19 protein-coding genes and 4 pseudogenes are annotated in these 20,517 nt (G+C 59.8%); 12 read left to right on the top strand and 11 right to left on the bottom strand.

Going from position 1 to position 20,517, the window contains the following annotated elements:
* Window positions 1-264: 264 nt before the first annotated feature.
* Window positions 265-444, bottom strand: a complete 180-nt coding sequence (locus ACODTY_RS19375; protein ID WP_488995845.1) for a hypothetical protein — start codon at window positions 442-444, stop codon at window positions 265-267.
* Between the two features lie 26 nt (window positions 445-470).
* Here ACODTY_RS19375 and ACODTY_RS19380 point away from each other — a divergent pair, with 26 nt between their 5' ends.
* A complete protein-coding gene (locus ACODTY_RS19380) occupies window positions 471-1,394 on the top strand; it encodes an IS110 family RNA-guided transposase (protein WP_488995846.1) in 924 nt (307 codons plus the stop codon).
* Here ACODTY_RS19380 and ACODTY_RS19385 read toward each other — a convergent pair.
* Window positions 1,367-1,656, bottom strand: a pseudogene (locus tag ACODTY_RS19385) (transposase); the annotation flags it as partial. The gene ACODTY_RS19380 and the pseudogene ACODTY_RS19385 sit on opposite strands and share 28 nt — an antisense overlap.
* Before the next feature lie 118 nt (window positions 1,657-1,774).
* On the bottom strand, window positions 1,775-2,047 hold the full coding sequence (locus ACODTY_RS19390; protein ID WP_488995847.1) for a helix-turn-helix domain-containing protein: 273 nt from the start codon (window positions 2,045-2,047) through the stop codon (window positions 1,775-1,777).
* Window positions 2,048-2,186: 139 nt separating this feature from the next.
* On the opposite strand from ACODTY_RS19390, the gene ACODTY_RS19395 reads away from it, so the two are divergent.
* The 5 genes from ACODTY_RS19395 to ACODTY_RS19415 all read left to right on the top strand — a co-directional run bounded on the left by ACODTY_RS19395 (window position 2,187) and on the right by ACODTY_RS19415 (window position 5,816).
* The gene (locus tag ACODTY_RS19395; RefSeq protein WP_488995848.1) at window positions 2,187-2,714 is read left to right on the top strand and encodes a hypothetical protein; all 528 of its coding nucleotides are present in this window, start codon (window positions 2,187-2,189) and stop codon (window positions 2,712-2,714) included.
* Window positions 2,715-2,819: 105 nt separating this feature from the next.
* Window positions 2,820-3,707 carry an ectoine/hydroxyectoine ABC transporter substrate-binding protein EhuB gene (ehuB, locus tag ACODTY_RS19400; protein WP_488995849.1) on the top strand — a complete coding sequence of 296 codons (888 nt, stop codon included), beginning with the start codon at window positions 2,820-2,822 and terminating at the stop codon, window positions 3,705-3,707.
* Window positions 3,708-4,364, top strand: coding sequence for an amino acid ABC transporter permease (locus ACODTY_RS19405; protein ID WP_488995850.1), 657 nt, complete (start codon window positions 3,708-3,710; stop codon window positions 4,362-4,364).
* The gene (locus ACODTY_RS19410) at window positions 4,354-5,013 is read left to right on the top strand and encodes an amino acid ABC transporter permease (protein ID WP_488995851.1); all 660 of its coding nucleotides are present in this window, start codon (window positions 4,354-4,356) and stop codon (window positions 5,011-5,013) included. Before ACODTY_RS19405 ends, ACODTY_RS19410 begins: the two co-directional genes overlap by 11 nt.
* A 20-nt stretch (window positions 5,014-5,033) precedes the next feature.
* Window positions 5,034-5,816, top strand: coding sequence for an amino acid ABC transporter ATP-binding protein (locus tag ACODTY_RS19415; RefSeq protein ID WP_488995852.1), 783 nt, complete (start codon window positions 5,034-5,036; stop codon window positions 5,814-5,816).
* A 167-nt stretch (window positions 5,817-5,983) separates the two neighbouring features.
* Here ACODTY_RS19415 and ACODTY_RS19420 read toward each other — a convergent pair whose 3' ends face one another.
* Entirely contained in the window at window positions 5,984-6,352 is a 369-nt protein-coding gene (locus ACODTY_RS19420; protein WP_488995853.1) for a hypothetical protein, read from the bottom strand.
* A gap of 134 nt (window positions 6,353-6,486) precedes the next feature.
* Window positions 6,487-6,966 (bottom strand): Lrp/AsnC family transcriptional regulator, encoded by a 480-nt coding sequence (locus ACODTY_RS19425; RefSeq protein ID WP_488995854.1) that lies wholly within the window; start codon window positions 6,964-6,966, stop codon window positions 6,487-6,489.
* A gap of 131 nt (window positions 6,967-7,097) precedes the next feature.
* Here ACODTY_RS19425 and ACODTY_RS19430 point away from each other — a divergent pair, with 131 nt between their 5' ends.
* Window positions 7,098-9,485: a transketolase gene (locus ACODTY_RS19430; RefSeq protein ID WP_488995855.1), complete on the top strand. Its 2,388-nt coding sequence runs from the start codon at window positions 7,098-7,100 to the stop codon at window positions 9,483-9,485.
* A gap of 257 nt (window positions 9,486-9,742) precedes the next feature.
* Here the strand turns inward: ACODTY_RS19430 and ACODTY_RS19435 are convergent, their stop codons facing one another.
* The 3 genes and pseudogenes from ACODTY_RS19435 to ACODTY_RS19445 all read right to left on the bottom strand — a co-directional run.
* A complete protein-coding gene (locus ACODTY_RS19435; RefSeq protein WP_488995856.1) occupies window positions 9,743-10,252 on the bottom strand; it encodes a GNAT family N-acetyltransferase in 510 nt (169 codons plus the stop codon).
* A 3-nt stretch (window positions 10,253-10,255) separates the two neighbouring features.
* The gene (locus ACODTY_RS19440) at window positions 10,256-10,558 is read right to left on the bottom strand and encodes a type II toxin-antitoxin system TacA family antitoxin (protein WP_488995857.1); all 303 of its coding nucleotides are present in this window, start codon (window positions 10,556-10,558) and stop codon (window positions 10,256-10,258) included.
* A 67-nt stretch (window positions 10,559-10,625) separates the two neighbouring features.
* Window positions 10,626-11,006, bottom strand: a pseudogene (locus tag ACODTY_RS19445) (sigma 54-interacting transcriptional regulator); the annotation flags it as partial.
* Between ACODTY_RS19445 and ACODTY_RS19450 the strand changes: the two are divergent.
* Window positions 11,005-11,238 (top strand): annotated as a pseudogene (locus tag ACODTY_RS19450) (IS3 family transposase); the annotation flags it as partial. The pseudogenes ACODTY_RS19445 and ACODTY_RS19450 overlap by 2 nt on opposite strands.
* A 104-nt stretch (window positions 11,239-11,342) precedes the next feature.
* On the opposite strand, the gene istB reads toward ACODTY_RS19450, so the two are convergent.
* Together istB and istA are read right to left on the bottom strand one after the other, a co-directional pair.
* Window positions 11,343-12,155, bottom strand: a complete 813-nt coding sequence (gene istB / locus ACODTY_RS19455) for an IS21-like element helper ATPase IstB (RefSeq protein ID WP_488995887.1) — start codon at window positions 12,153-12,155, stop codon at window positions 11,343-11,345.
* Between the two features lie 20 nt (window positions 12,156-12,175).
* Window positions 12,176-13,663, bottom strand: a pseudogene (gene istA / locus ACODTY_RS19460) (IS21 family transposase).
* 462 nt (window positions 13,664-14,125) lie between these two features.
* Between istA and repA the strand changes: the two are divergent.
* The 3 genes from repA (at window position 14,126) to repC (ending at window position 17,916) form a co-directional block, all read left to right on the top strand.
* Entirely contained in the window at window positions 14,126-15,340 is a 1,215-nt protein-coding gene (repA, locus tag ACODTY_RS19465) for a plasmid partitioning protein RepA (protein WP_488995858.1), read from the top strand.
* Entirely contained in the window at window positions 15,337-16,356 is a 1,020-nt protein-coding gene (gene repB, locus ACODTY_RS19470; RefSeq protein WP_488995859.1) for a plasmid partitioning protein RepB, read from the top strand. Before repA ends, repB begins: the two co-directional genes overlap by 4 nt.
* A gap of 252 nt (window positions 16,357-16,608) precedes the next feature.
* Window positions 16,609-17,916: a plasmid replication protein RepC gene (gene repC / locus ACODTY_RS19475; protein WP_488995860.1), complete on the top strand. Its 1,308-nt coding sequence runs from the start codon at window positions 16,609-16,611 to the stop codon at window positions 17,914-17,916.
* 274 nt (window positions 17,917-18,190) lie between these two features.
* On the opposite strand, the gene ACODTY_RS19480 is transcribed toward repC, so the two are convergent.
* Complete coding sequence (locus ACODTY_RS19480) at window positions 18,191-19,360, bottom strand: tyrosine-type recombinase/integrase (RefSeq protein WP_488995888.1); 1,170 nt, start codon at window positions 19,358-19,360, stop codon at window positions 18,191-18,193.
* Between the two features lie 127 nt (window positions 19,361-19,487).
* Here ACODTY_RS19480 and ACODTY_RS19485 point away from each other — a divergent pair, with 127 nt between their 5' ends.
* A complete protein-coding gene (locus ACODTY_RS19485) occupies window positions 19,488-20,513 on the top strand; it encodes a DUF1403 family protein (protein ID WP_488995861.1) in 1,026 nt (341 codons plus the stop codon).
* Window positions 20,514-20,517 lie beyond the last annotated feature (4 nt).

Below are 20,517 nucleotides of genomic sequence, written 5' to 3' on the forward strand. Positions count from 1 at the left end.
AAGAAAGAAGCGGAAATCTTATACCGCTCCACACCCGTCTGATAGGCGGCTTATCACAGGGCCTCTCTCTTCTGATAGCTTCCTAAAGCAAGAGCGCTACCGAGCCGGTCCAGGAGTAGACCCTTGCGTATCCAGGGCGGAAAGATCGTTGGGGATTTATCTAGAATCATTTCCCGTGACCTGAGACCCCAATCTCCTCCGGTTTGAGGGAGAGTCCTGAGTTTCGTTTCTGGCCTCATGCGGCCTGTTTTTCCAGCGAGGATTTCATTGCGAACTCGGCTGAAGGCATGTTGCCGAGAGCGGAGTGTGGTCTGTGGTGATGTAGTCCTCCTTCCATGAGATGATCGCGCTGCGGGTCTCGGTGAGCGTCGAGAACAGCGTGTCGTTGAGATGGCGTAGTCGGGGCTTCGGTTCCGGAGACGCCGGTGCTTTGCTGCCCGCCATATTCAACCGCCGGGAAGGAGGCGAGCATGACTGATCTCTACGCAGGCCTGGATGTATCGCTTGAGTTGACGAACATATGTGTCGTGGATGGCGATGGTCGCCTGGTCCATGAGTGCCGGGTCGGATCAGACCCGGAACTGATCAGCGCCGAGCTGAAGCGGCTCGGTGATGGCTTCGTCCGCGTCGGTCTCGAAGCGGGGCCGCTGTCGCAGTGGATGTTCTTCGGCCTGACGCAGGCCGGGGTGCCCGCGGTTTGCATCGAGGCCCGCCACGCCAAGGCGGCAATGGTCGCGATGAACCGCAACAAGAACGACCGCAACGATGCGCGGTCGATCGCGCATCTGATCCGCTCCGGCTGGTTCAAGGCAGTGCATGTGAAGTTGGTGGCCAGCCAGGAGTTGCGCTCGCTGCTGGTGGCGCGGGAGTTCTTCGTCAACAAGCTGCGTGACCATGAGAATGAGATCCGCGGCCTGCTGCGGCCCTTCGGTCTGAAGGTGGGGCGGGTTAGCGCCAGCGGCTTCGACGCTCGCGTCCGTGATCTTGTCGACGGCAATCCGCAGCTCGAGCTTTGCATCGGCGCCTTGCTGGACGGCCGGGCGGCGATGATGGCGCGACTGTCGGTCCTGCACAGGGAACTGCTGAGAGTAACTGCCAATGATGAGTTGTGCCGCCGCTTCATGACTATCCCGGGTGTTGGGCCGGTGACGGCCCTGGCCTTCAAGACGGCAATCGACGATCCGGCCCGGTTCCGACGATCAAGCGACGTGGGCGCCCACCTCGGCCTCACGCCGCGACAGTATCAGTCCGGCGAGACCGATGTTCGAGGCCGCATCAGCCGATCCGGGGATGCGTTCACGTGGACCGCGCTGTTCACCGCGGCGCATGTGATGCTGACCCGATCGTGCCAATGGACGTCGATCAAGGCCACTCCATGCACCTTGCAGGCATGAACCACCGCCTTCCGCTTCGCGTCGGGCGTCACCATTTTTTCGCGGCGACATCCTTCAGGATCGCGTTGTCCAGCATCTGCTCGGCAAGCAGCTTCTTGAGCCGCGCATTCTCGTCCTCAAGAGCCTTCAGGCGACGGGCGTCCGACACGTCCATGCCGCCGAACTTCGCCTTGAACTTGTAGAAGGTCGCCGACGAGATGCCGTGCTTGCGGCAGACATCAGCCGTCTTTGCGCCAGCATGTGAGTGCAGTGAGTTCTGCACTGGCTACCAGTTATCCAGGGAATGCATTTGCTCTTACTAATAGCTTCCCCAGGGCCGCAGAGTATTCAATGGTTGCATCTGATGGTCGCCGCGTAGAGGCTCGTGCTTTTCTTGACTTCTATAAGCCAGAACGTCGGCTCAGACGAACACCCGGACCACCGCCATTTTCGGGGATGAACTCCACACCCGCACTCTCCAATGCCTTTAGGATTTTCGAACTCGTGGCCCGACGACCACCTAAAACGCCATCTTCGGCTTCCAGACGCGCGATGGTTGGTTCAGAGACGCCAGAATGACTAGCAAGATCTCCTTGTGACCATCCCAAGAGTGCACGGGCGGCTTTGATTTGCCGAATGGTGATTTTCAAATTTGATAGTTTTTCTATTGACATTACTAAAGGACTGATATTTTTTCCATCAATGGCTTCGAAAACTGGGTACGGGAAACGTAGATAGGCATCGAAGCGGCTGACCTTGATGCGCTAACATCTTGGCCAGCCTGACCACACCAAGCTGTCTGGAGCTCGGATCATGGCTGATTCCGACAATAGCACTTCTTTGCCTTTCGTCACGCATTGGCGAACGAGTGACATTACCGTGGCCGGCGATGGTTCGCCAGTCGATGCCGCGAAAGTATGTGGAACGTCCGCTGCCGACCCCGCGGTGGCTCTTGCGGAATACTGGCGCGATGCGCACGCAAGGACACTGGCACTGTGCCGCCGCCAGCAACGGCTGGAGACGAGGCTTATGCGCAAGGCGGGCTATCCCTCCTGCCCTTCCGCCGATCAGTTCGCAATATTCGAGCGCTGGAAAAGAGCGGATGGCAAGATTGGCTATTCGAACGCAAAGGCGGCGGAAGAACGCAGCGCGGCGGTAGCAGATCGATTGCTCGACCAGCTTGCCCGCACACCGGCGCAATCCACGGAAGGCGTAATCGCCAAGCTGGAAGTGATCCTGCTGGAGAGCGAAGACGGCGATGATCCTTCCGGCTTTCCCTGGCCGCACCTGCGCTCGGCGCTGGCCGACCTGAAACGATGGGTTGCTTCGCCTCCTCCATAGGGTCTGACCTGTCGTCGAATTGATCGGTTGCGACCATCCGCATCGCTAGAATTCTAATGCACAACCATAGCCTGTCAAAATAACTTCATAAAATGGGAGAATGTAATGAAGCTTCGACTTAATACCCTTCGGCTCGTCCTAGGACTGGCGTTGGGCGCAATCACACTAGACGCCGCCAGCCATGTCGCTCTTGCCGAGACAACGATGGAGCGCATCCTGCGGGAGGGCAAGATTGTTGTCGGCGTGCACAACCGCGCCCCATGGGGCTATCGTGACGAGGCGACGGGAGAAGCTACAGGCTGGCATCCCGACTTGCTGAAGGCAGCCTTTTCAGAACTCGGGGTCAAGGAGATTGACATCCGGGTAACGGAGTTTGGCGCGCTCATCCCCGGCCTGCTCGCCGGACGGTTCGACGTGGTGGCGTCCGGCCTGTCGATCACGCCGGAGCGTTGCCAGCAGGTCGCGTTCAGCACACCCGACCTCAAGGAACTCGACGCTGCGCTGGTGCTTCCGGGCAACCCCAAGGATGTTCATGGCTACAAGGACATTGCCGACGATGCCAGCATTACGATGGGTGCGGGACGCGGCAGCGTGGTGGTGCGCAAGGCCCTTGCCGCTGGCATACCCAGCGATCGCATGCTGCTCTTCCCCGACATCCAGTCCAACGTGGCGGCGCTGCGCGCCGGCCGTGTTGACGCCGTCCTCCTTTCCCTTCCCACGGCGCTTGGCCTTTTGAAGGGAGACAGTGCCAAGGACATCGAACAGGCCAAGCCATTCGTGACCAAAGACGATCAGGCGACTTATACTGCCGTGGCTTTCCGCAAGGAGGACAAAGACCTCAAGGCGCTCTACGACAGGCAGTTCAACGCCCTGAAGAAAAAGGGTGCGGTCGCCGGCATCATGGCCAAGTACGGCTTTGGTGAAGATGCGGTTCCGTCCGACGCGATCAATACCGAAGCTCTGTGTGCCGGAACCCAGGCCGGTACCAAGTAAATGAGCATATTCGACATCTGGCTCGGAATCCTGGCAGGGTTCCGGGTCACCGCTTCCGTCACGCTCTACGGGCTGGTGTTCGCGATGCCGTTCGGCCTCATCTTCGGTATCGCCCAATATCTGACACATGGCGTCACCCGCTTCGTCGTAACATCCATAATCGAGTTCTGGCGCAGTTCTGCGGTCATCATCCTGCTCTTTGTCTTCTACTATGCCCTTCCGGTGGCCGGCGTATCGCTTTCGGCCATGACAGTCGCAGCCATGGTGCTGGGGCTCAACGTCGGTGGCTATGCCAGCCAGGCGGTGCGGGCCGGCCTGCAGGCCCTGGACCGCGGGCAGAAGGAGGCCGGACAGGCGCTCGGGCTCTCCCGGGCAACGATCCTCTTTCTCATCGAACTGCCGCAGGCATTGCGCGCCATGAGCCCGACTTTCGTCAACCTCGTCATCCAGTTAGTAAAGGCAACGTCTCTGGTGTCGTTGATCACGCTGACCGACATGACGTTTCGGGCCAAAGAGATTTCCCAGGTCGAGTTCGATCCGGTGCCGATCTATGGCTCTCTGCTGCTGGCCTACTTCATGACCTGTTATCCCATCGCCCTCCTAGGGCGCTGGCTGGAGCGGCGCGTCAGTCCGATGGAGGCGCGCCGTGGACTTTGATATGAACTTTGCATTGTCATGTGTTCCAGCGGTAATCAGCGCCATCGGAATGACCCTGCTGGTCGCCGTCATTAGCTGTGCGGGGGCGGCCGCACTCGGCTTCTGCCTTGAAATCACCCGGCGTGCCGGCGGCATTGCCGGCTGCCTCGTGCGCTTCCTGATCGATTTCATCCGGTCAACGCCAGTGCTGGTCTGGCTCTACTGCCTCTATTTCATTCTGCCGTTCTATGGCCTGAGCCTGAATGCGCTGACCGTCGGCATCGTTGGTCTCAGTCTCTATTATAGCGGCTATCTGGCCGAGGTGTTCAAGGCTGGCATCGACGCCATCCCGAAGGGACAACCGGAAGCCGCAAAAGCGCTCGGCATCGGCAGGCGGGATACAGTCCTCTTCGTCATCGCCCCGCAGATGCTGCGCAACATTGCAGCACCGATGGGCAACTACTTTGTCTCCATCCTGAAGGCGACGCCCTACCTTGCTGTCCTTGCCGTTCCGGAAATGCTGGGCCAGGCGTTCGACATCGCTTCCGAGACCTATCGCTACGCAGAACCGCTAACGGTCGCAGGCATCATCTTCCTTGGCTTGGCGCTGTTGATTTCCCAAGGCGTCAAGTGGCTCGAGAAGCGCCTGTCCCTCTCGACCGCAAGATAATACTCAAACGGATAAGCGCCATGAACTTTCCTTTTCCGAAAGACCGCCTTTTCATGCAAGACCCATCCAAGCTTCCCGCCGTCGCCATCGACGCGCTCAACAAATGGTACAACGCCTTTCATGTTCTGAAGGATATCAACCTCGCCGTACCGCGCGGTGCCCGTATCGTCATCTGTGGCCCTTCCGGTTCCGGCAAGTCGACCCTGATCCGCTGCATCAACGGCCTTGAAGGCTACCAGCAAGGGACGATCATGCTCGACGGAACGAAACTAGGGGACAATGCTCGCAAAACCGCGCTTGCCCGCAGGCAGACCGGAATGGTCTTCCAGAACTTCAACCTGTTCCCTCACCTGACAGTGCTCGCCAACTGCACCCTTGCCCTGCGCAAGGTGGCCGGTATGGCGCGCGCGGAAGCCGAGGACCTAGCCAAGCACTATCTCGAAAAGGTCCATATTCCCGAACAGGCGAACAAATATCCGACGCAACTCTCTGGCGGCCAACAGCAGCGGGTCGCCATTGCGCGGGCCTTGTGCATGAAGCCGCGCCTGATGCTGTTCGACGAGCCGACCTCCGCGCTTGATCCGGAAATGATCAAGGAGGTGCTCGATGTCATGACCATACTTGCCCGCGAGGGCATGACCATGATCTGTGTTACCCACGAGATGGGCTTCGCGCGCGAAGTAGCCGACCAGATTGTTTTCATGGACCAGGGCGCCATCGTCGAAAAGGCCTTACCGGCTACTTTCTTTTCCAGGCCCAGCCATCCACGTGCCCGAAGTTTCCTCGATACGCTTTTACGTTAAGGAGCTGACATCTGGGGGCGGACAATCAATCAACGTTCACCATCAACTTCAGCTTCCCTGATGCGACTTCTCGGATCCTGGCTGGGCGACCAAGCGCCAAACGCCAAAGACAATCCGGCGATTGCGATGTGACATGTAACACCGCGTCTTTCGGTTTGGTGTCCCCGTCAAGAGCAGGCGTCAATGCACATTTCACCAAGGTCATCGCCAACTACTGCGGTGGTGGTTGAAGGATGCGGAGCTGTCTCGTTCTGGATAATTTCCAGGCTACGCAGCCTTGTGCGCTGGTTGCGACGGCCTCTGATGAAAAGTCGCGCGTCCGGCGTCGTCGCGACATGTGCTGCGCTTACCTGCGACGGAGAGGCGTTGGGGTAGAGATAGTGCGCGATACGGATTGCATGACCCAGTATCACAGCGTCAGCATCTACCTCTTGGTCAATATAAATGCCTCGCATGAGTTGGACGAGCTCGCTTACATGAGCGCGCTGATGCGCGCGCTTGGCATCAATCGTCTCTCCGACCAAATGGATCGCCATAGGATTATCTTGTGAGTTCTCCCCGAAGTGCGAATTGCAGCTCGGGCAGGCTACGGCAGCGCTCAAACAGCGCTCACAGCACGTACTTGCTCCGATCAGCCGGCAATTGAGTTTATCAGTGCGGCTCCAGCCCATCAAAGACCAGCGGTAGCAACTATCGGCAGCATGTTGGATTTTTTAACGTGTCCAAGTGCAAAGCTGGACTCGATCGAGGCCACACCGTCGAGGCGCGTAAGCTTGCCCTTCAAGAAGCGCTCGTAAGCCTCCAGATCCCTCACAACGATGCGCAAAAGATAATCTCTTTGTCCCGTCATCAGGAAACAGTCGACCACTTCGGGCCAGCGAGCCACGGCTTGGGAAAATCGATCTAACTCCTCCTCCCTCTGGCGCTCAAGTTTGATCGACGCAAAAACGCTGATCGGAAGACCGACCTTGGCTTGATCAACCACGGCCACGTAGCCGCTGATAATGCCAGCCTCTTCAAGCAGGCGGACCCGCCGCGCGCAAGGCGACGGGGAAAGGCCAGCCATCTCCGCAAGGGCGAGGATCGACAGCCTTCCGTCGGCTTGCAAGGCGGCAATGATTTTTCTGTCTATTTCATCTATCTCACGCATTAGCAGAGTCCACCAATATTTCCATTTCTAGTAGCCATTAACGCCAATAGATAAGCATTATCCATTCGACTTTAGCTCCTGTCTCCAAAGTGTTCGCGTTAGCGTCGATCTTCTTGAGGAGAACGACCGAGATGGATGAACTGACGCATTTGAGGCAACTGGAACGTAAGGTGCTTTGGCTTTCTGCGTGGATGGTCCACCACGCCAATCACATTCGATCGCATGATGACGGGATCAAGGTTGGAGGTCATCAAGCCTCCTCAGCCTCGCTGGCCACAATCATGACCGCCCTTTATTTCAACTGTCTGCGAGCTCAGGACCGTGTCGCGGTGAAACCGCACGCGAGTCCAGCTTACCATGCGATTAGGTATCTGCTGGGAAGCCAAACCCGCGATAAGCTTGAGAATTTCCGGGGTTACAAGGGCGCCCAGTCCTATCCGTCGCGGACCAAGGATACTACTGGTGTCGATTTTTCCACCGGCTCCGTCGGGTTGGGAGTCGCCCAGACCCTCTTTGCGTCCTTGGCTCAGGACTACATTCACGCGAAAGACTGGGCGCCCGCGCATCCTGAAGGCCGGATGATCGCCCTTCTCGGCGACGCAGAAATGGACGAGGGCAACGTTTATGAAGCCCTGATCGAAGGGCAGAAACACGGGCTGCGCAACACCTGGTGGATCATCGACTACAATCGCCAGTCTCTGGATGCGGTCATCCAGGAAGGTCTTTGCGAAAGGTTACAAGCCGTCTTCGCCTGCTTCGGCTGGCGCGTCGAATTGCTCAAATACGGATCGCTGCTTCAAGAGGCATTTCTGGAGCCAGGCGGCGATCAATTGCGGCAATGGATCGATGACTGTCCAAACCAACTCTACTCTGCCCTCACCTTCCAAGGTGGTGAAGCGTGGCGCTCACGCCTGCTCCAGGACCTGGCAGGCAGCAACAGCGCGATCGACATTGTCAACCGTCGATCCGACGCTGAACTTGCCAGTCTGATGACAAACCTCGCCGGTCACGACCTGCCGACCTTGATCGAGACCTTCCAACGATACCAGAACAGCGACACCCCCGTCTGCTTCATTGCCTATACGATCAAGGGGTTCGGACTTCCCCTTGCAGGACACAAGGACAATCACGCGGGATTGATGACCCCTGCTCAGATCAGCGCGTTGCGCAGCTCCATGAACATCAGGGAGGGCCATGAGTGGGACCTCTTTGAGGGCCTCTCTTCGCCTTTGGAAGAAATGGAACGTTTTTTGCACGCCGCCGCCGCCCGGCTCAAGGCGGACTTCTCCTACAAAGCCGGCACAATAGAAATTCCCGAACGGCTCAAAGCCCCACAAACCCGTGTCCAGTCGACGCAGGCCGCCTTTGGCTCGATCCTTAATGAGATCGGGAGAGAGGATACGGAATTCGCGCGGCGCGTCGTTACCACTTCGCCCGATGTCAGCGTTTCCACCAACCTGGGTCCTTGGATCAACAAACGTGGGCTTTTTGCCCGCCGGGAGGAAGACGACGTGTTCCGCAAGGAACGCATTGCTTCAGCGTTCGTTTGGCAAGGCTCGCAGGCAGGTCAACATGTCGAACTCGGGATCGCCGAGATGAACCTGATGACAATGTTGTCCGCTTTCGGGTTGTCCCATTCCTTGTTCGGTCAGCGCCTGTTTCCAATCGGGACCCTCTACGACCCCTTTGTCCAGCGTTGCCTCGATGCGTTGAACTACGCGTGCTACCAAGATGCGCGCTTCATGCTTGCCGCCACCCCGTCCGGAATAACTCTTGCCCCGGAGGGCGGCGCCCACCAATCCATATCGACACCGCTGATTGGTCTCGCGCAAGATGGCCTTGCTTCGTTCGAGCCATCCTTCGTCGATGAACTGGCGCTAATCATGCGTTTTGGCTTCACATACATGCAGTCAATGGAGGACACCGGGCGAGATCCTAAAACCTGCCTGTGCGACGGAGTTGGCGGTTCGATATACCTGCGCTTGTCGACCCGCCCCCTCGAACAGCCAGTACGTCAGCTGTCAGTTGCAGACGAGGCGAATATCGTGAGCGGAGGCTATTGGCTCAAGCACCCAGGGCCCAATGCGGAAGTCGTTATCGCATATACCGGCGCCGTAGCACCGGAAGCGATCCAGGCGGCAGGGCTGCTGGGCGAGGACAGACGCGTCGGGCTGCTCGCGGTCACGTCTGCCGATCGCCTTTACGCCGGCTGGACAGCAGCCGGACGAGAACGGGAAACGGGTCACCACGATGCGCGTTGTCATATTGAACGCTTGTTGGACGCAATTCCGCCTCACTGCGGTCTGGTGACGGTTCTGGATGGACATCCCGCCACCCTTGGCTGGTTAGGCTCGGTCTACGGTCACCAAACCCGCTCGCTTGGCGTCGAGCATTTCGGGCAGACCGGTACCATAGATGAACTTTATCGCCATTATGGCCTCGATGCTCATGCCATTTTGCGCGCTGCACAATCAATCTCACCTGGGCGCCCGATCCGCCATGGCTGGATTGCAGCTTGAATGAGTTTCGCAAGGCTCTTTCGCCGCGGTTGAAAGATGCCGTTTCTAGCGCCGCCGCGGAGCCAGTTTCATCGACCGGTGCTAAGGAGCTTTCAACTTTGACATTTCAGCCGTGCACAACAGTGGTGGACAAAAAGTTAGGCGCTTGGGGGGCGCCTAATTTCTGCGGGATGTAACACCAAGCCTCGACGCCCCGCAGAAATTTGAATGTCAATTCCGCAGGTTTTTCTCCATCGGTATCCGCCACAAACACCCCCTCATTTGAACAATGCTTCAATATCCGCCATAGGCCGGAATAACTTCATCGGCTGATCCGGAAACGGCAAAAAACTCTCGCGCTCATAGAAGCGCTTCGCGCCTTCGTTCTTGGCGTCCACGATCACCGCAAAGGATGCGATCTCGCTGCGCACGGCCCGATAGAGCGCGTCCGCTAGAAGAAACCGACCGTATCCTCTTCCCTGATAGCGGTGATCGACCGCGAGGCGACCCAGCAATGTCGCCGGGATCAACGGATAGCGCGGCAACTTGCGGACGACGGCCTCCGGCAGTTCCGGCAGCCGCACCGCCGTCGACGAAAGCGTGTAATATCCCGCAAGGCTGCCGTCCTTCCGCACGAGGACAAATGGTGCCGCTATCTTCCTTCTGGCTTCCTGCGCGGCTTGCGTCTGGAAATATCGGTCGAGCGGCTCTACGCTGCTTTCGAACCTCGATCGGTTATGATGCGGGCCGAGAATCTCGACCTGCTGGATGTCGTCCGCCTCTCGCACTCGTCAGGCGCCAGTTCTCTCACGATAGCGACGAATGGTGTCTTGCAGTCGTTCGTTGGTCGGCCGAGGCTCGACGAGCGCCTGGACGAACGCGTGGCTATCCCGCACCGAAAGCTCCAGATGCTGATGTTCCTTGATGGCGCGCCGCGCCGCATCCTGTACGCTTGTCAAAACAAAATCCGTCACGGTCCGTCCTTGAACCGCAGCGGCATGTTCGATCAGACGCTTTTGGTCAGCGGTCACACGCGTCTCAAGACGTTCCCCGCGGACGCGTCCAGACATAGATCCTTTTGCTGCCTCAGCCATTTTTGCTCTCAGACTTCAAAAGGAATGTACGGCCATTGGCCGGAAAGATCAAGATTCACTGACAAGCTGCGCCTTTTAAGTGACCGAACGGTTCGCTTTCAATCACGTCTGATGGAATTGCCGCGCAGTTTACAGGTACGAACTGTTTGTCCGCACGGTTGGACAAAGCGTGCAAGGACCGAGCCGCAACTTCCTTGCCCGTGCCGGATTGACCGGTCAGCAATATGGAGGTCGGCAGTGGTGCGACGCGGGCAATGGTCGCGCGCACCTGCCGAACGGTGGGCGGCTCGCCGATCAGTCTTTCCCTGAGAAGGATGTGGTCGGATGTGCACTTGAGCTCGTAGCGGAGGACGAAGTCCTCGCGCCTGAGCCGCATACGATCAAGGCAGTGTGCTACGGCGTTGATAAGCTGGTTGGATCGGAATGGCCTTAATACGAAATCCACCGAGGTGCTGGTGACGGCGATCGATCGCAGCTTCAAGAGCAGCGACCGAACCTATGGTGCACGCCGCGTCTGGCATGACGTGCTGGCCGAGGGCCTGTCCTGCGGGTTGCATCGCGTCGAGCAGCTAATGCGTCAGAACGGGCTGCGTGCCCGGCCTCGGCGTCGTGGGCTGCCTAAAGACACAGGCGAGCGAGCAGTGGTGTCGGACAACATCCTCGACCGCGTGTCAACGGCGGTCAGAATCCAGGCCAGTGCGGGCTTGGCGCCGGCCGCTCGCGAAGCGCGCTTTCAATGGCGCCGTAGCCAGCGAGCGGCCTTTGGGATTTGAAGGAATGAGGATCAGGCGGTGGCCTGGTTTTGGTCCGCCGCGTCAACCGTAGCGGCTGCCCGGCGGCGACCGGCGGATTGCTTGAGCCGATAGCTGTCGCCGTTCATCGCCAAGATATGGACGTGGTGGGTCAGGCGGTCGAGCAGCGCGCCGGTGAGCCGCTCGGACCCCAGGACCGACGTCCAGTCTTCAAAAGGCAGGTTTGAGGTGACGATGGTCGAGCCGCGCTCGTAGCGCTGGGAGAGCACCTCGAACAGCAGCTCCGCTCCGGTCGGCGACAGCGGCACGTAGCCGAGCTCATCGACAATGAGCAGCTTCACCGCCTGCAGTTCGCGCTGCAGCTTGATGAGGTGCCGTTCGTCGCGCGCCTCCATGAGCTGATGCACGAGGGCGGCCGCTGTGGTGAAGGCGACGGGGAATCCCTTCTGGCAGGCGGCAAGGCCAAGGGCGAGCGCAACAGGGGTCTTGCCGGTGCCGGAGTTGCCGAGCGCTATGACGTTCTCGCGGCGCAGGATGAACTCGCAGCGGGCGAGTTCCAGCACCAGCATCTTGTTGAGCGAAGGGATGGCGGTGAAGTCGAAAGTGTCGAGGCTCTTCGTGGCCGGGAACCTGGCCTGCTTGATTCTCCGCTCGACCACGCGGCGTTCGCGGTCGATCAGTTCCAATTCGACCAGGCGCAGCAGATAGCGGGGATGATCGACACCGTCGCGCGCGCATTCACGGGCGACCTTGTCATATTCCTGCAGCACCGTCGGCAGCTTCATCTGCTTGAGGTGATGGGCAAGCAGAACCTGCGGCGTGCCGCTCGTCGTGCCCGCCGGCATCGTATCCATGGCTTTCCCGGTCATGCCGCCCTCCCGGGAATGAGGATGGCGTAATCGGCCGCCGACGTCGTCTTCACGCTGGTCTTCGGCAGATGGGGATAGGCGGCGAGATCGAGCCTGGCCGGCCGTCGTTCGATCCGGGCCAGTGCGATCTGCTTGACGGCATCGAAGCCGATTGCGCCGAGCCGGATCGCCTCGGTCACGGCACAGGTCACGACGTCCTTCGGGATCGCCTCCATCAGCCGCAGCACCTAGATGAACTCGCGCTTGCCCATGCGCGCTTCCATCAGGTGACGCAGATGCTGGAACGCTTCGGGCAGGTTCCAATCCTGCAAGGGCGCTGCCTGATCGAGTGCATTCGGCTTGGTCTCGAGCAGCGCCAGGTAATGCAGCGGATCGAATTTGAAGGTGCCGGAACCGTAACAGCGCTCATGGCAAGCGATCTCCTCGCCGCCACACAGGATGACAACCTGATCGACGAAGCCCTTCACCATCACGTCCTGGAAGCCATAGGTGGTCGGAACCGAGTAGTCGTTGCAGCGATAGCGCACCAGCGCCGTCGAGGAGACCCTGGCCGCCCGCTTCTCGCAGGGCTCCAGCGGCACGGCGGGCAATTCCCTCAACGCGTCAAGATCGGCGGCAAGGCGCTCACCAATGGTCGTGGCATGGCGTCCGGCACGTTCCGCCTGTCGCGCCCGGCAGCGCTCGGCCAACATGGCGTTGAGATCGTCGAAGCTCGCTGCCACCGGGATCGGCGTCAGGAAGTTCGAGCGAGCATACTTCACCAGCCCCTCGACCTTGCCCTTATCGTTACCTTTACCCGGACGGCCGAACCGATCCCGGAACAGATAATGGCTCACCAGTTCGGTGAACGCCCGCGTCCGCTCCCGTTTGCCATCCCCGCAGATCCTCGCCACCGCGATCTTGAGGTTGTCGTAGAGCGCCGACAGTGGCACCCCGCCGAAGAAGGCGAAGGCCGAGACGTGGCCGTCCAGGAAAGCTTCCGTCGTATCGGCCGGATAGGCCTTGACGAAGGGAGCATCCGATTGCGGCAGGTCCATGCAGAAGAAGTGGATCTTCTGGCGAACCCCGCCGATCACCCCAGCCGTCTCGCCAAAATCCACCTGTGCATGGCCCGGCGGATGCGACAGCGGCACGAACGTCTCGCGGCACCGCGCCCGCGCGATCCGGACATAGTCCTTCACCACCGTGTAGCCGCAGCCATAGTCATGCTCGTCGCGCAGCCGCTCGAAGATCCGCTTCGCCGTATGTCGCTGCTTCGCCGGACCAGCCCGGTCCGCCTCCAGGATCGCGTCGATCACCGGCAGCAGCGCACCCAGCTTCGGCTTCGCGACCGGCTTCGAGCGCGTATAGCCCGGCGGTAGCGAGAACCGGCACATCTTCAGGACCGTCTCGCGGCTCAGAACAAAAACACGCGCCGCCTCTCGGCGGCTGTTGCCCTCGACAAAGACGAAATGCCGGACGGCGGCATAGACTTCGGCAAACATCCCGGCCGACCCCCAAAGGTATCAGCCTAGCCGCTGGACGGTTTTTACTCCGCCCGCACCGACATCTTGCCGGCGCTCCATGGCCTACTTGGTCACCGCCGCGCACAGCAGTGGTTGGTTCTCTGGGTGGCTTTGCCACTGAGAGTGTCAGATTGTCGTGAACGTGTGGGGTTATGATTCTGTCGATTCCTGCTCCCGGCCCTGGTGCGCCGAGGTTGGTGTTGGCGACTGACGAAAAGTGCATCGTGGCCGCATTTATGACCAGTTCATCGCGGTGGGCGCTAAGTATTTGATTTAATGACAAAAGCGAGCGAAGTGCTTGCTCGAATGATTTTCTATGCGTGGACAGTCATTTCTCGTTAACCATTAAGCGATGGACGTTGAGCGAGAATCGTGTCCTATCTTTGGCGGCCAATTGACGACAAAACGCCGGTTGACCGCCAAAGAGGGACTTAAACGATAATGAACGCGCCAGCGGCGACAAAATCGCTGTACGAGGATCCTGCCGACAAGATCGTGCGGCACGCGACGATGTTGTCTGAACATCTTCAAGCGCGGCGTGAACAGATGTATCCGCCTAACGCGCAGAAGGGCCTTCGCTACTTCATGACCCACGAGGTGTCGAAGTTGACGTCGATTCCGGAGTCGACCCTCAAGTTGATGTCGAATGAAGGAAAAGGCCCCCTCCCCGCTCGGCTCGAAAACAATCATCGCGCCTACACATTGGGTCAGATCAATGAATTACGCAGGCTCTTTGCGGAACAAAGGCCAAGTGAGGCGCTGAAGTACCTGCCCCATCGCCGGGCAGGCGAGCATCTTCAGGTTCTTGCCATTGCGAACTTCAAGGGCGGTAGCGCGAAAACAACGACCAGCGCGCATTTGGCCCACTATCTTGCTCTCTATGGCTATCGGGTGCTGGCCATCGACCTGGATCCGCAAGCTTCACTGTCAGCAATGTTTGGCGCACAGCCTGAACTTGATGTTCAGCATAATGAAACCATCTACGCGGCCTTGCGCTACGATGAGGAACGCCGGCCGATCCAAGAGGTGATCAGGCCTACCTATTTCACCGGGATTGACATTATCCCTGGCAATATCGAGGTGATGGAATACGAGCATGAGACGCCGCGGATGCTGGCGTCGCGCCGTGCAGAACCGGATGGGCTGTTCTTCGAACGGCTTCGGGTGGCTCTTTCCGAAGTTGAGAATGACTACGATGTCGTGCTGCTGGATACCCCTCCCTCCTTGGGATTTCTGACGCTCGGCGCGATCTATGCCTCCACAGGCCTCCTGGTGACCGTCCACCCGGCAATGCTAGATGTCATGTCCATGAGCCAGTTCCTGCTCATGATGGGGGATCTCATATCGGTGATCAGGACCGCCGGCGCAGATATGCAGCAGGATTTTCTCCGTTATATCGTTACGCGCCACGATCCGCTGGACCATTCCCAGGTCCATGTCGTCTCGATGCTGCGTCACCTCTTTGGCGATGCCGTGTTGACCTCGACAGCCGTCGAGAGTGCGGCGATAGAAACCGCCGGATTGGCCAAGCGAACTCTCTACGAACTGGAGTCAGGCAACGTTTCCGCTGCCACAGTGAAACGGGCGCGTGAATCGATTGATGCGGTAAACGCACAGGTAGTAGAGTTGATTGCTCGCAGCTGGGGGCGGCAATGACGACCAAGCGCGCTAAATCGATCCTGGCAAATTTCGGGGCCTTTTCGGAGCCGGCTTCTATCAAGGCCGTTGAAGACGCCGGTTCTCAGGAGACCCCCCCTCCCCTTCCCCGCGTTGGCGCCGGGGTCATCGGTGCGACGCAACGCTCGCTTAATGAACTTCGACTCGAACGAAACCGCCTGCAGGCCTTGGTCGATGCCGGAGGCGTTCTCGAACTGGATCCGCGCTCTGTCGACCCATCGCCCTTTCCGGACCGGTTGCAGGACGTGGACGACGCGGATTTTTCCACCTTCAAGAAGCGGTTCGCCGAAGAGGGGCAGAAGCTGCCGATAGCGGTTCGCCGGCACCCCACGGACGAGGGGCGCTACCAAATTGTTTATGGCCATCGGCGACACCGGGCAGCGGCTGAGCTTGGGGTCAACATCCGAGCGGTCCTCTCTGAATTGAGCGATGCAGAACTTGTCGTCGTCCAGGGTATCGAGAATTCCGCGCGCCTTGATCTGAGTTGGATCGAGCGGGCGCTGTTTGCCTGGCGGATGGGGGGAGCAGCGATCAAGGCACGGGATATTCGCGCCGCACTTTCGATAGATGATCCCGAACTGGCGCGCATGAGAAGCGTTCTCAGGATCATTCCATTGGACGTCATCGAGGCGATCGGTCCCGCCGGAAAGGTTGGGCGACCGCGCTGGATCGCTCTTGCCAAGGCCATGGAGGGCGATCGGACAGCGGTCGATCGGATCAGAAAAACCTTGTCAGCTGACAAGGTTTTAGCGCAGCCGTCGGACCAGCGTTTTCAAGTCGCTTTCTCAGCGGCCCATTCACAGGCCGAAGGGAAGGGGGCCGCCGCCCGGACGATCAAGACACCGTCGGGAAAGACGTTTGGCAAGGTGCTCTATACCGACGCCGGGATGCAGTTGAAGATACCCAAATCTCATGCCGTTGCCTTTGCAGAGTTTATGGAAGGCGAACTGCCGGCATTGATGGAAAAATTCTTTGCCCGAGAGGGTGAAGGCTAAGTGGCATCTTCACGAAACCTTGTCAGCTGACAAGGTTTTGCGAAGGGGCTGAAGCCGCCGGCCGTCAGACCGGCAAGAAAAAGGAAACGAAGCAAGGCAAAAGAAAAAGGCCCCCGAAACGGAATTCCGGAAGCCCTTCTCAGTTGTGGTGACGAAAGAATCGCACTTCCCGGAATCACAGTCAAGGCCCTTGGCCTGATCTAACGTCGATTCGGCGAGCTGTTTTCTATTGCCCAACGACAGGTGATGGAAATGCAGACGTATGTCACAACGACGCCTTTTGGGCGGCGGCCGTTGTCGCTTGGGTTCGTTGCAAGCCAAGTCACAGCCAAAGCAATACCCGAAGGCGCCATCGTCAACAAATGGGCGGTCTTTCAGCATATTCGGGAAGCCAGGGAACTCCTCGGCGCAACGGACAGGTCGCTGGCTATTCTCAATGCGCTCCTTTCCTTCCATCGCGAGACCGAATTGTCCGCCGAGGGGGAATTGATCGTATGGCCTTCGAACGAACAGCTCAGCGCTCGAGCCAACGGGATTTCGCCGGCGACGCTAAGACGCCACCTTGCTGTTCTCGTTGAATGCGGCCTTATCATCCGTCGCGACAGTCCGAACGGTAAGCGCTTCGCGCGCAAGGACAGGCACGGCGAAATTGAACAGGCCTACGGATTCGACCTGTCGCCGGTCGTGGCGCGTTCTGAGGAATTCCGGAACGCCGCAGAGGCCGTCCAGGCCGAGAAGAAAGCCTATCGCCTAGTGAAGGAACGTCTCACGCTTCTGCGGCGTGATATCGTCAAGATGATCGACGCTGGCATTGAGGAGAAGGTGCCTGGTAACTGGGGCAGGGCGCTCCAGAACTATCAGGCCATTATTGCAAGGCTCCCGCGCACGGCGCCGCGCCAGGTCCTTGAGGACATTGCCTCTGACCTTCAGGGGCTCAACGCCGAAATCCGTGAGATACTGGAATCTCACGCTAAATCACAAAATATGAACGCCAATGAGTCTCATTCTGATCGTCACAAACAGAATTCAAATCCAGACCTACAATCTGAATCTGAAAACGGCTCAAGAATAAAGACAGAAGCGAGCGGCAACGTCGAGCAGACCCACAACCTGAGAAGCCTGCCTGGCAGGGATTTGCCTTTGGGAATAGTGCTGGACGCTTGCCCGAACCTGCGGGCGCTAACCCCAGACGGCGAAATTCGCCACTGGCGCGAATTTCTGGCGGCGGCGGAGACCGCCAGAACCATGCTGGGGGTCAGTCCCAGCGCCTGGAAAGAGGCCCAGGTCGCACTTGGTGAGCAGCAGGCAGCCATTACGCTTGCCGCAATTTATCAGCGCGCAGAGCAGATCAACAGCGCCGGGGGCTATCTGCGTAATCTGACCGACAGAGCAAAGGAGGGTAAATTCTCCACTTGGCCGATGATTATGGCCTTGTTGCGCGCCAAACTTGACGCAGGTAACGCCAACCCTGCCAGCCATGAGCTGCCCCGGGAGAATGGTGGCGGATTGCAGGTATCCGAGGCTTTGCTGAAAAGCTTGAAAAGGCCAAGGAACTGGTAGGTGGCACGGCTGGTCGCGCCTTTTTCAACTGCGCTCAAGGCAGCGAAAAGGAGTGGGACATAAGCAAGATGAGCAAGTTCGGCACCGACCTGGTTCAGTCCAGGTACGAGGCTCTGGCTCACGCGCCGGATGAGGATTCCCCCGGCATCACCATCAATCTCGGTGCAGTCGACGCGAATGTGATCCGAAAGAAGCTCGATCTCAAGCAGGACGAGATGGCGACGCTATCGCGACCAACATGGTTTCCGAGCGCAGAGGGTGGGGGAGGGCTTTTCTACAGCCCGGACGCCTTGGTGAGGTTCGTCCGGAACCGGTCTCGCCGGCGCTGGTATTTGCGGGTCATCTCTGCCGAGGCGTGGCCGAGCTGCTTCTGGACGTAGCGTTCTTCGATGTCGGCTGAGGAGGCGAGGCCCGAACGCAGTGAGTGACCGGCAAACAATAGCACACGCTCCGTATCCGGCAGATCAGCGCGAACGCCGGCGGCGAGCACGGTTTGCTTGACCAGGCGAGCAACATGCTTGTCGGAAAGCCGCTCGACGTCGACGGTTTTATTATCCTTGAAGATCCGGCGGAACAGAGGGCCGCGTGCGAGCCGACCATACCTGATCCAGGTTTCGAGCGCGACGACGGGGCAGGTGTGGTCGCTGGAGCCGCGGCCAACCTCGACCTCGCGCCAGCGACTGCCCTTGCCGCGCAGCGTCACCAGCACGCCCTTGCCCGGAAGGATCTCAATCCAGCCGGCACCGTCGCTATCATTGTCCCGCGTGACGTCGAGGCCGACGATCTCGGAACGGCGCAGGCCCCCGGCGAAGCCAAGGAGGAGGATGGCGCGGTCCCGGAGGCCCCGGAGATCGTGGCCGAGCGTGGAGATCATTGCGACGATGTCGTCACCGAGGACCGCTTCCTTCACGCGCGGCGGCCTGGTGTGCTTGCGGCGGATGCCGGCGAGCACAGTGGCGATGTGACGATCGGCCCGGTCCATGGAAAGGCCGCGCTGGGTAAAATTCCAGGCCAGCCCCGACAGCCGCCGCTCGATCGTCGACACCGCGAGGGGAGGGGACCCGTTCTTCGGATCGCCTGACGCACACGCGCTGATATAGAGCCCGATCATCTTCGGGTCCGGGGGCAGCGGCTCGAAGCCGGCGCGCCTGCACCAGGAGGTGAAATGCCGCCAGTCTTTCGTGTAGGCGCTGCGGGTGTTTTCCGCAGTGGCGTTGGCGGCGTAATCCTTGGCGGTTTCAACCAGCATCTCCACATGTGCCGGAACGCGGACACGGGATGTGACATCTGGGCTCATCGCCGGGGCCGGCCGGCCCATCTCCAAAACGACATCGATGATGTCGGGCAGATCGCTATTCTGATGGCCACCCGCGCGCTTGTCGACCGGCGGCGCTCCACGGTCGAAATCGGCGCTTTTGGCGGGCTTTGTTGGAGAATTGTCCATCATCTGGAAGGATAGCCACATATGTCCGATAATGCAAGATTACCGGACATAAAACGGTGTCGACAAGCGCGGCGGATAATTGCGGATATCATTGCAATAAGCGCCGTCATGATTCATCCTGCTGCCGATGATTCTCCGCCCCAAATCCTCTCCGCGCCATCACGGCATGCTCGCCGGCGCTGCCGCGGCTGTCCCGATCGTGCCGGTGCCGGTGCCGGCCTGGCTGCGCAGGGCCATCCCCGATGCACAAGGCCTTGCCACGCACGGCCTTGAGGATATTGCGATCGCCGCGGGCGCGGCCATGGGTGCGCTCGACGCGGTGGTCCGCCGGCAGGAGCGCTGGGCCGGCGCGTGGCGGCAACGGCTGGCGCTTTCGGCCGCCGCCATGGCGGCTAAGCACGCGGGGCGCGTCGAGGATGAGGCCGCCCTGCGCGACGCCGTGTTGCTCACGCGGCCAGGCGACGACGTCGGCCCCGCCGGCCGCATGCTTTTGGCTTGGCGCCGACTGGCAGCCCGGCCCGCCGAGGAACTGCTGACCGAGGCGAGCCTGGCTGGTGTGTTGGAGGCCCTGGGCCTCGCCCGCGACGACGAGACGGCGCGCGATCTGGCGGGCGAGTTTCGGCAGCTCGGCGCCAGCGACGGGACCGTGGGAATGCTGACCGGCGCATTCGCTGCCGCAGAGCGCCACGGGTTCGGGCGCGTTCTCGGCTCCTGGGCCGCCGATGCGCTGCTGGCGCAGCGGCTGGGTTGGAGCCATTCGGTCCCGCTACTGGGCACAGAGGCCGCTGTGGGTCGAGGGGTTGCCCGACCGCGAGCGGCGAGTACCGCTGTTGCGGCAATCGGCATCGAGGCTGGGCGTGAGCGAGCGAAAAATCTGCTGATGGTTCAGGCGCGTGCCGCACTCCACGCCATCGATCTTTCCGCTGAGCTCGAACGTCGTGCGGATCGGCTTGCCACCGTTACGCCGAAACTCAGGGCCAAGGCGGCGGATACCGTCGTCGAAAAGCTTTTGTCAGAGGACGCCATCGTCGCTTCCGAAAAGATCGCCGGCATAAGCGACCGCGGATTGCGACGCCTGTTCGACCGCCTGGTCGAACTCGGCGCTGTGCGCGAGCTTTCCGGCCGGCCCACCTTCCGCATCTATGGGCTGTGACAAC

The organism is Mesorhizobium sp. FG116 (assembly GCF_057809835.1).

What these genes read in the sequence shown, in the direction of transcription:
- ACODTY_RS19440 (WP_488995857.1), bottom strand. Translation starts at nt 10,558, where the DNA reads ATGGCTGAGGCAGCAAAAGGATCTATGTCTGGACGCGTCCGCGGGGAA.
- istB (WP_488995887.1), bottom strand. Translation starts at nt 12,155, where the DNA reads ATGCCGGCGGGCACGACGAGCGGCACGCCGCAGGTTCTGCTTGCCCAT.
- ACODTY_RS19415 (WP_488995852.1), top strand. Translation starts at nt 5,034, where the DNA reads ATGAACTTTCCTTTTCCGAAAGACCGCCTTTTCATGCAAGACCCATCC.
- ACODTY_RS19390 (WP_488995847.1), bottom strand. Translation starts at nt 2,047, where the DNA reads ATGTCAATAGAAAAACTATCAAATTTGAAAATCACCATTCGGCAAATC.
- ACODTY_RS19425 (WP_488995854.1), bottom strand. Translation starts at nt 6,966, where the DNA reads ATGCGTGAGATAGATGAAATAGACAGAAAAATCATTGCCGCCTTGCAA.
- ehuB (WP_488995849.1), top strand. Translation starts at nt 2,820, where the DNA reads ATGAAGCTTCGACTTAATACCCTTCGGCTCGTCCTAGGACTGGCGTTG.
- ACODTY_RS19420 (WP_488995853.1), bottom strand. Translation starts at nt 6,352, where the DNA reads ATGGCGATCCATTTGGTCGGAGAGACGATTGATGCCAAGCGCGCGCAT.
- ACODTY_RS19480 (WP_488995888.1), bottom strand. Translation starts at nt 19,360, where the DNA reads ATGGACAATTCTCCAACAAAGCCCGCCAAAAGCGCCGATTTCGACCGT.
- ACODTY_RS19405 (WP_488995850.1), top strand. Translation starts at nt 3,708, where the DNA reads ATGAGCATATTCGACATCTGGCTCGGAATCCTGGCAGGGTTCCGGGTC.
- ACODTY_RS19430 (WP_488995855.1), top strand. Translation starts at nt 7,098, where the DNA reads ATGGATGAACTGACGCATTTGAGGCAACTGGAACGTAAGGTGCTTTGG.
- ACODTY_RS19375 (WP_488995845.1), bottom strand. Translation starts at nt 444, where the DNA reads ATGGCGGGCAGCAAAGCACCGGCGTCTCCGGAACCGAAGCCCCGACTA.
- ACODTY_RS19395 (WP_488995848.1), top strand. Translation starts at nt 2,187, where the DNA reads ATGGCTGATTCCGACAATAGCACTTCTTTGCCTTTCGTCACGCATTGG.
- ACODTY_RS19485 (WP_488995861.1), top strand. Translation starts at nt 19,488, where the DNA reads ATGATTCTCCGCCCCAAATCCTCTCCGCGCCATCACGGCATGCTCGCC.
- repC (WP_488995860.1), top strand. Translation starts at nt 16,609, where the DNA reads ATGCAGACGTATGTCACAACGACGCCTTTTGGGCGGCGGCCGTTGTCG.
- repB (WP_488995859.1), top strand. Translation starts at nt 15,337, where the DNA reads ATGACGACCAAGCGCGCTAAATCGATCCTGGCAAATTTCGGGGCCTTT.
- ACODTY_RS19380 (WP_488995846.1), top strand. Translation starts at nt 471, where the DNA reads ATGACTGATCTCTACGCAGGCCTGGATGTATCGCTTGAGTTGACGAAC.
- repA (WP_488995858.1), top strand. Translation starts at nt 14,126, where the DNA reads ATGAACGCGCCAGCGGCGACAAAATCGCTGTACGAGGATCCTGCCGAC.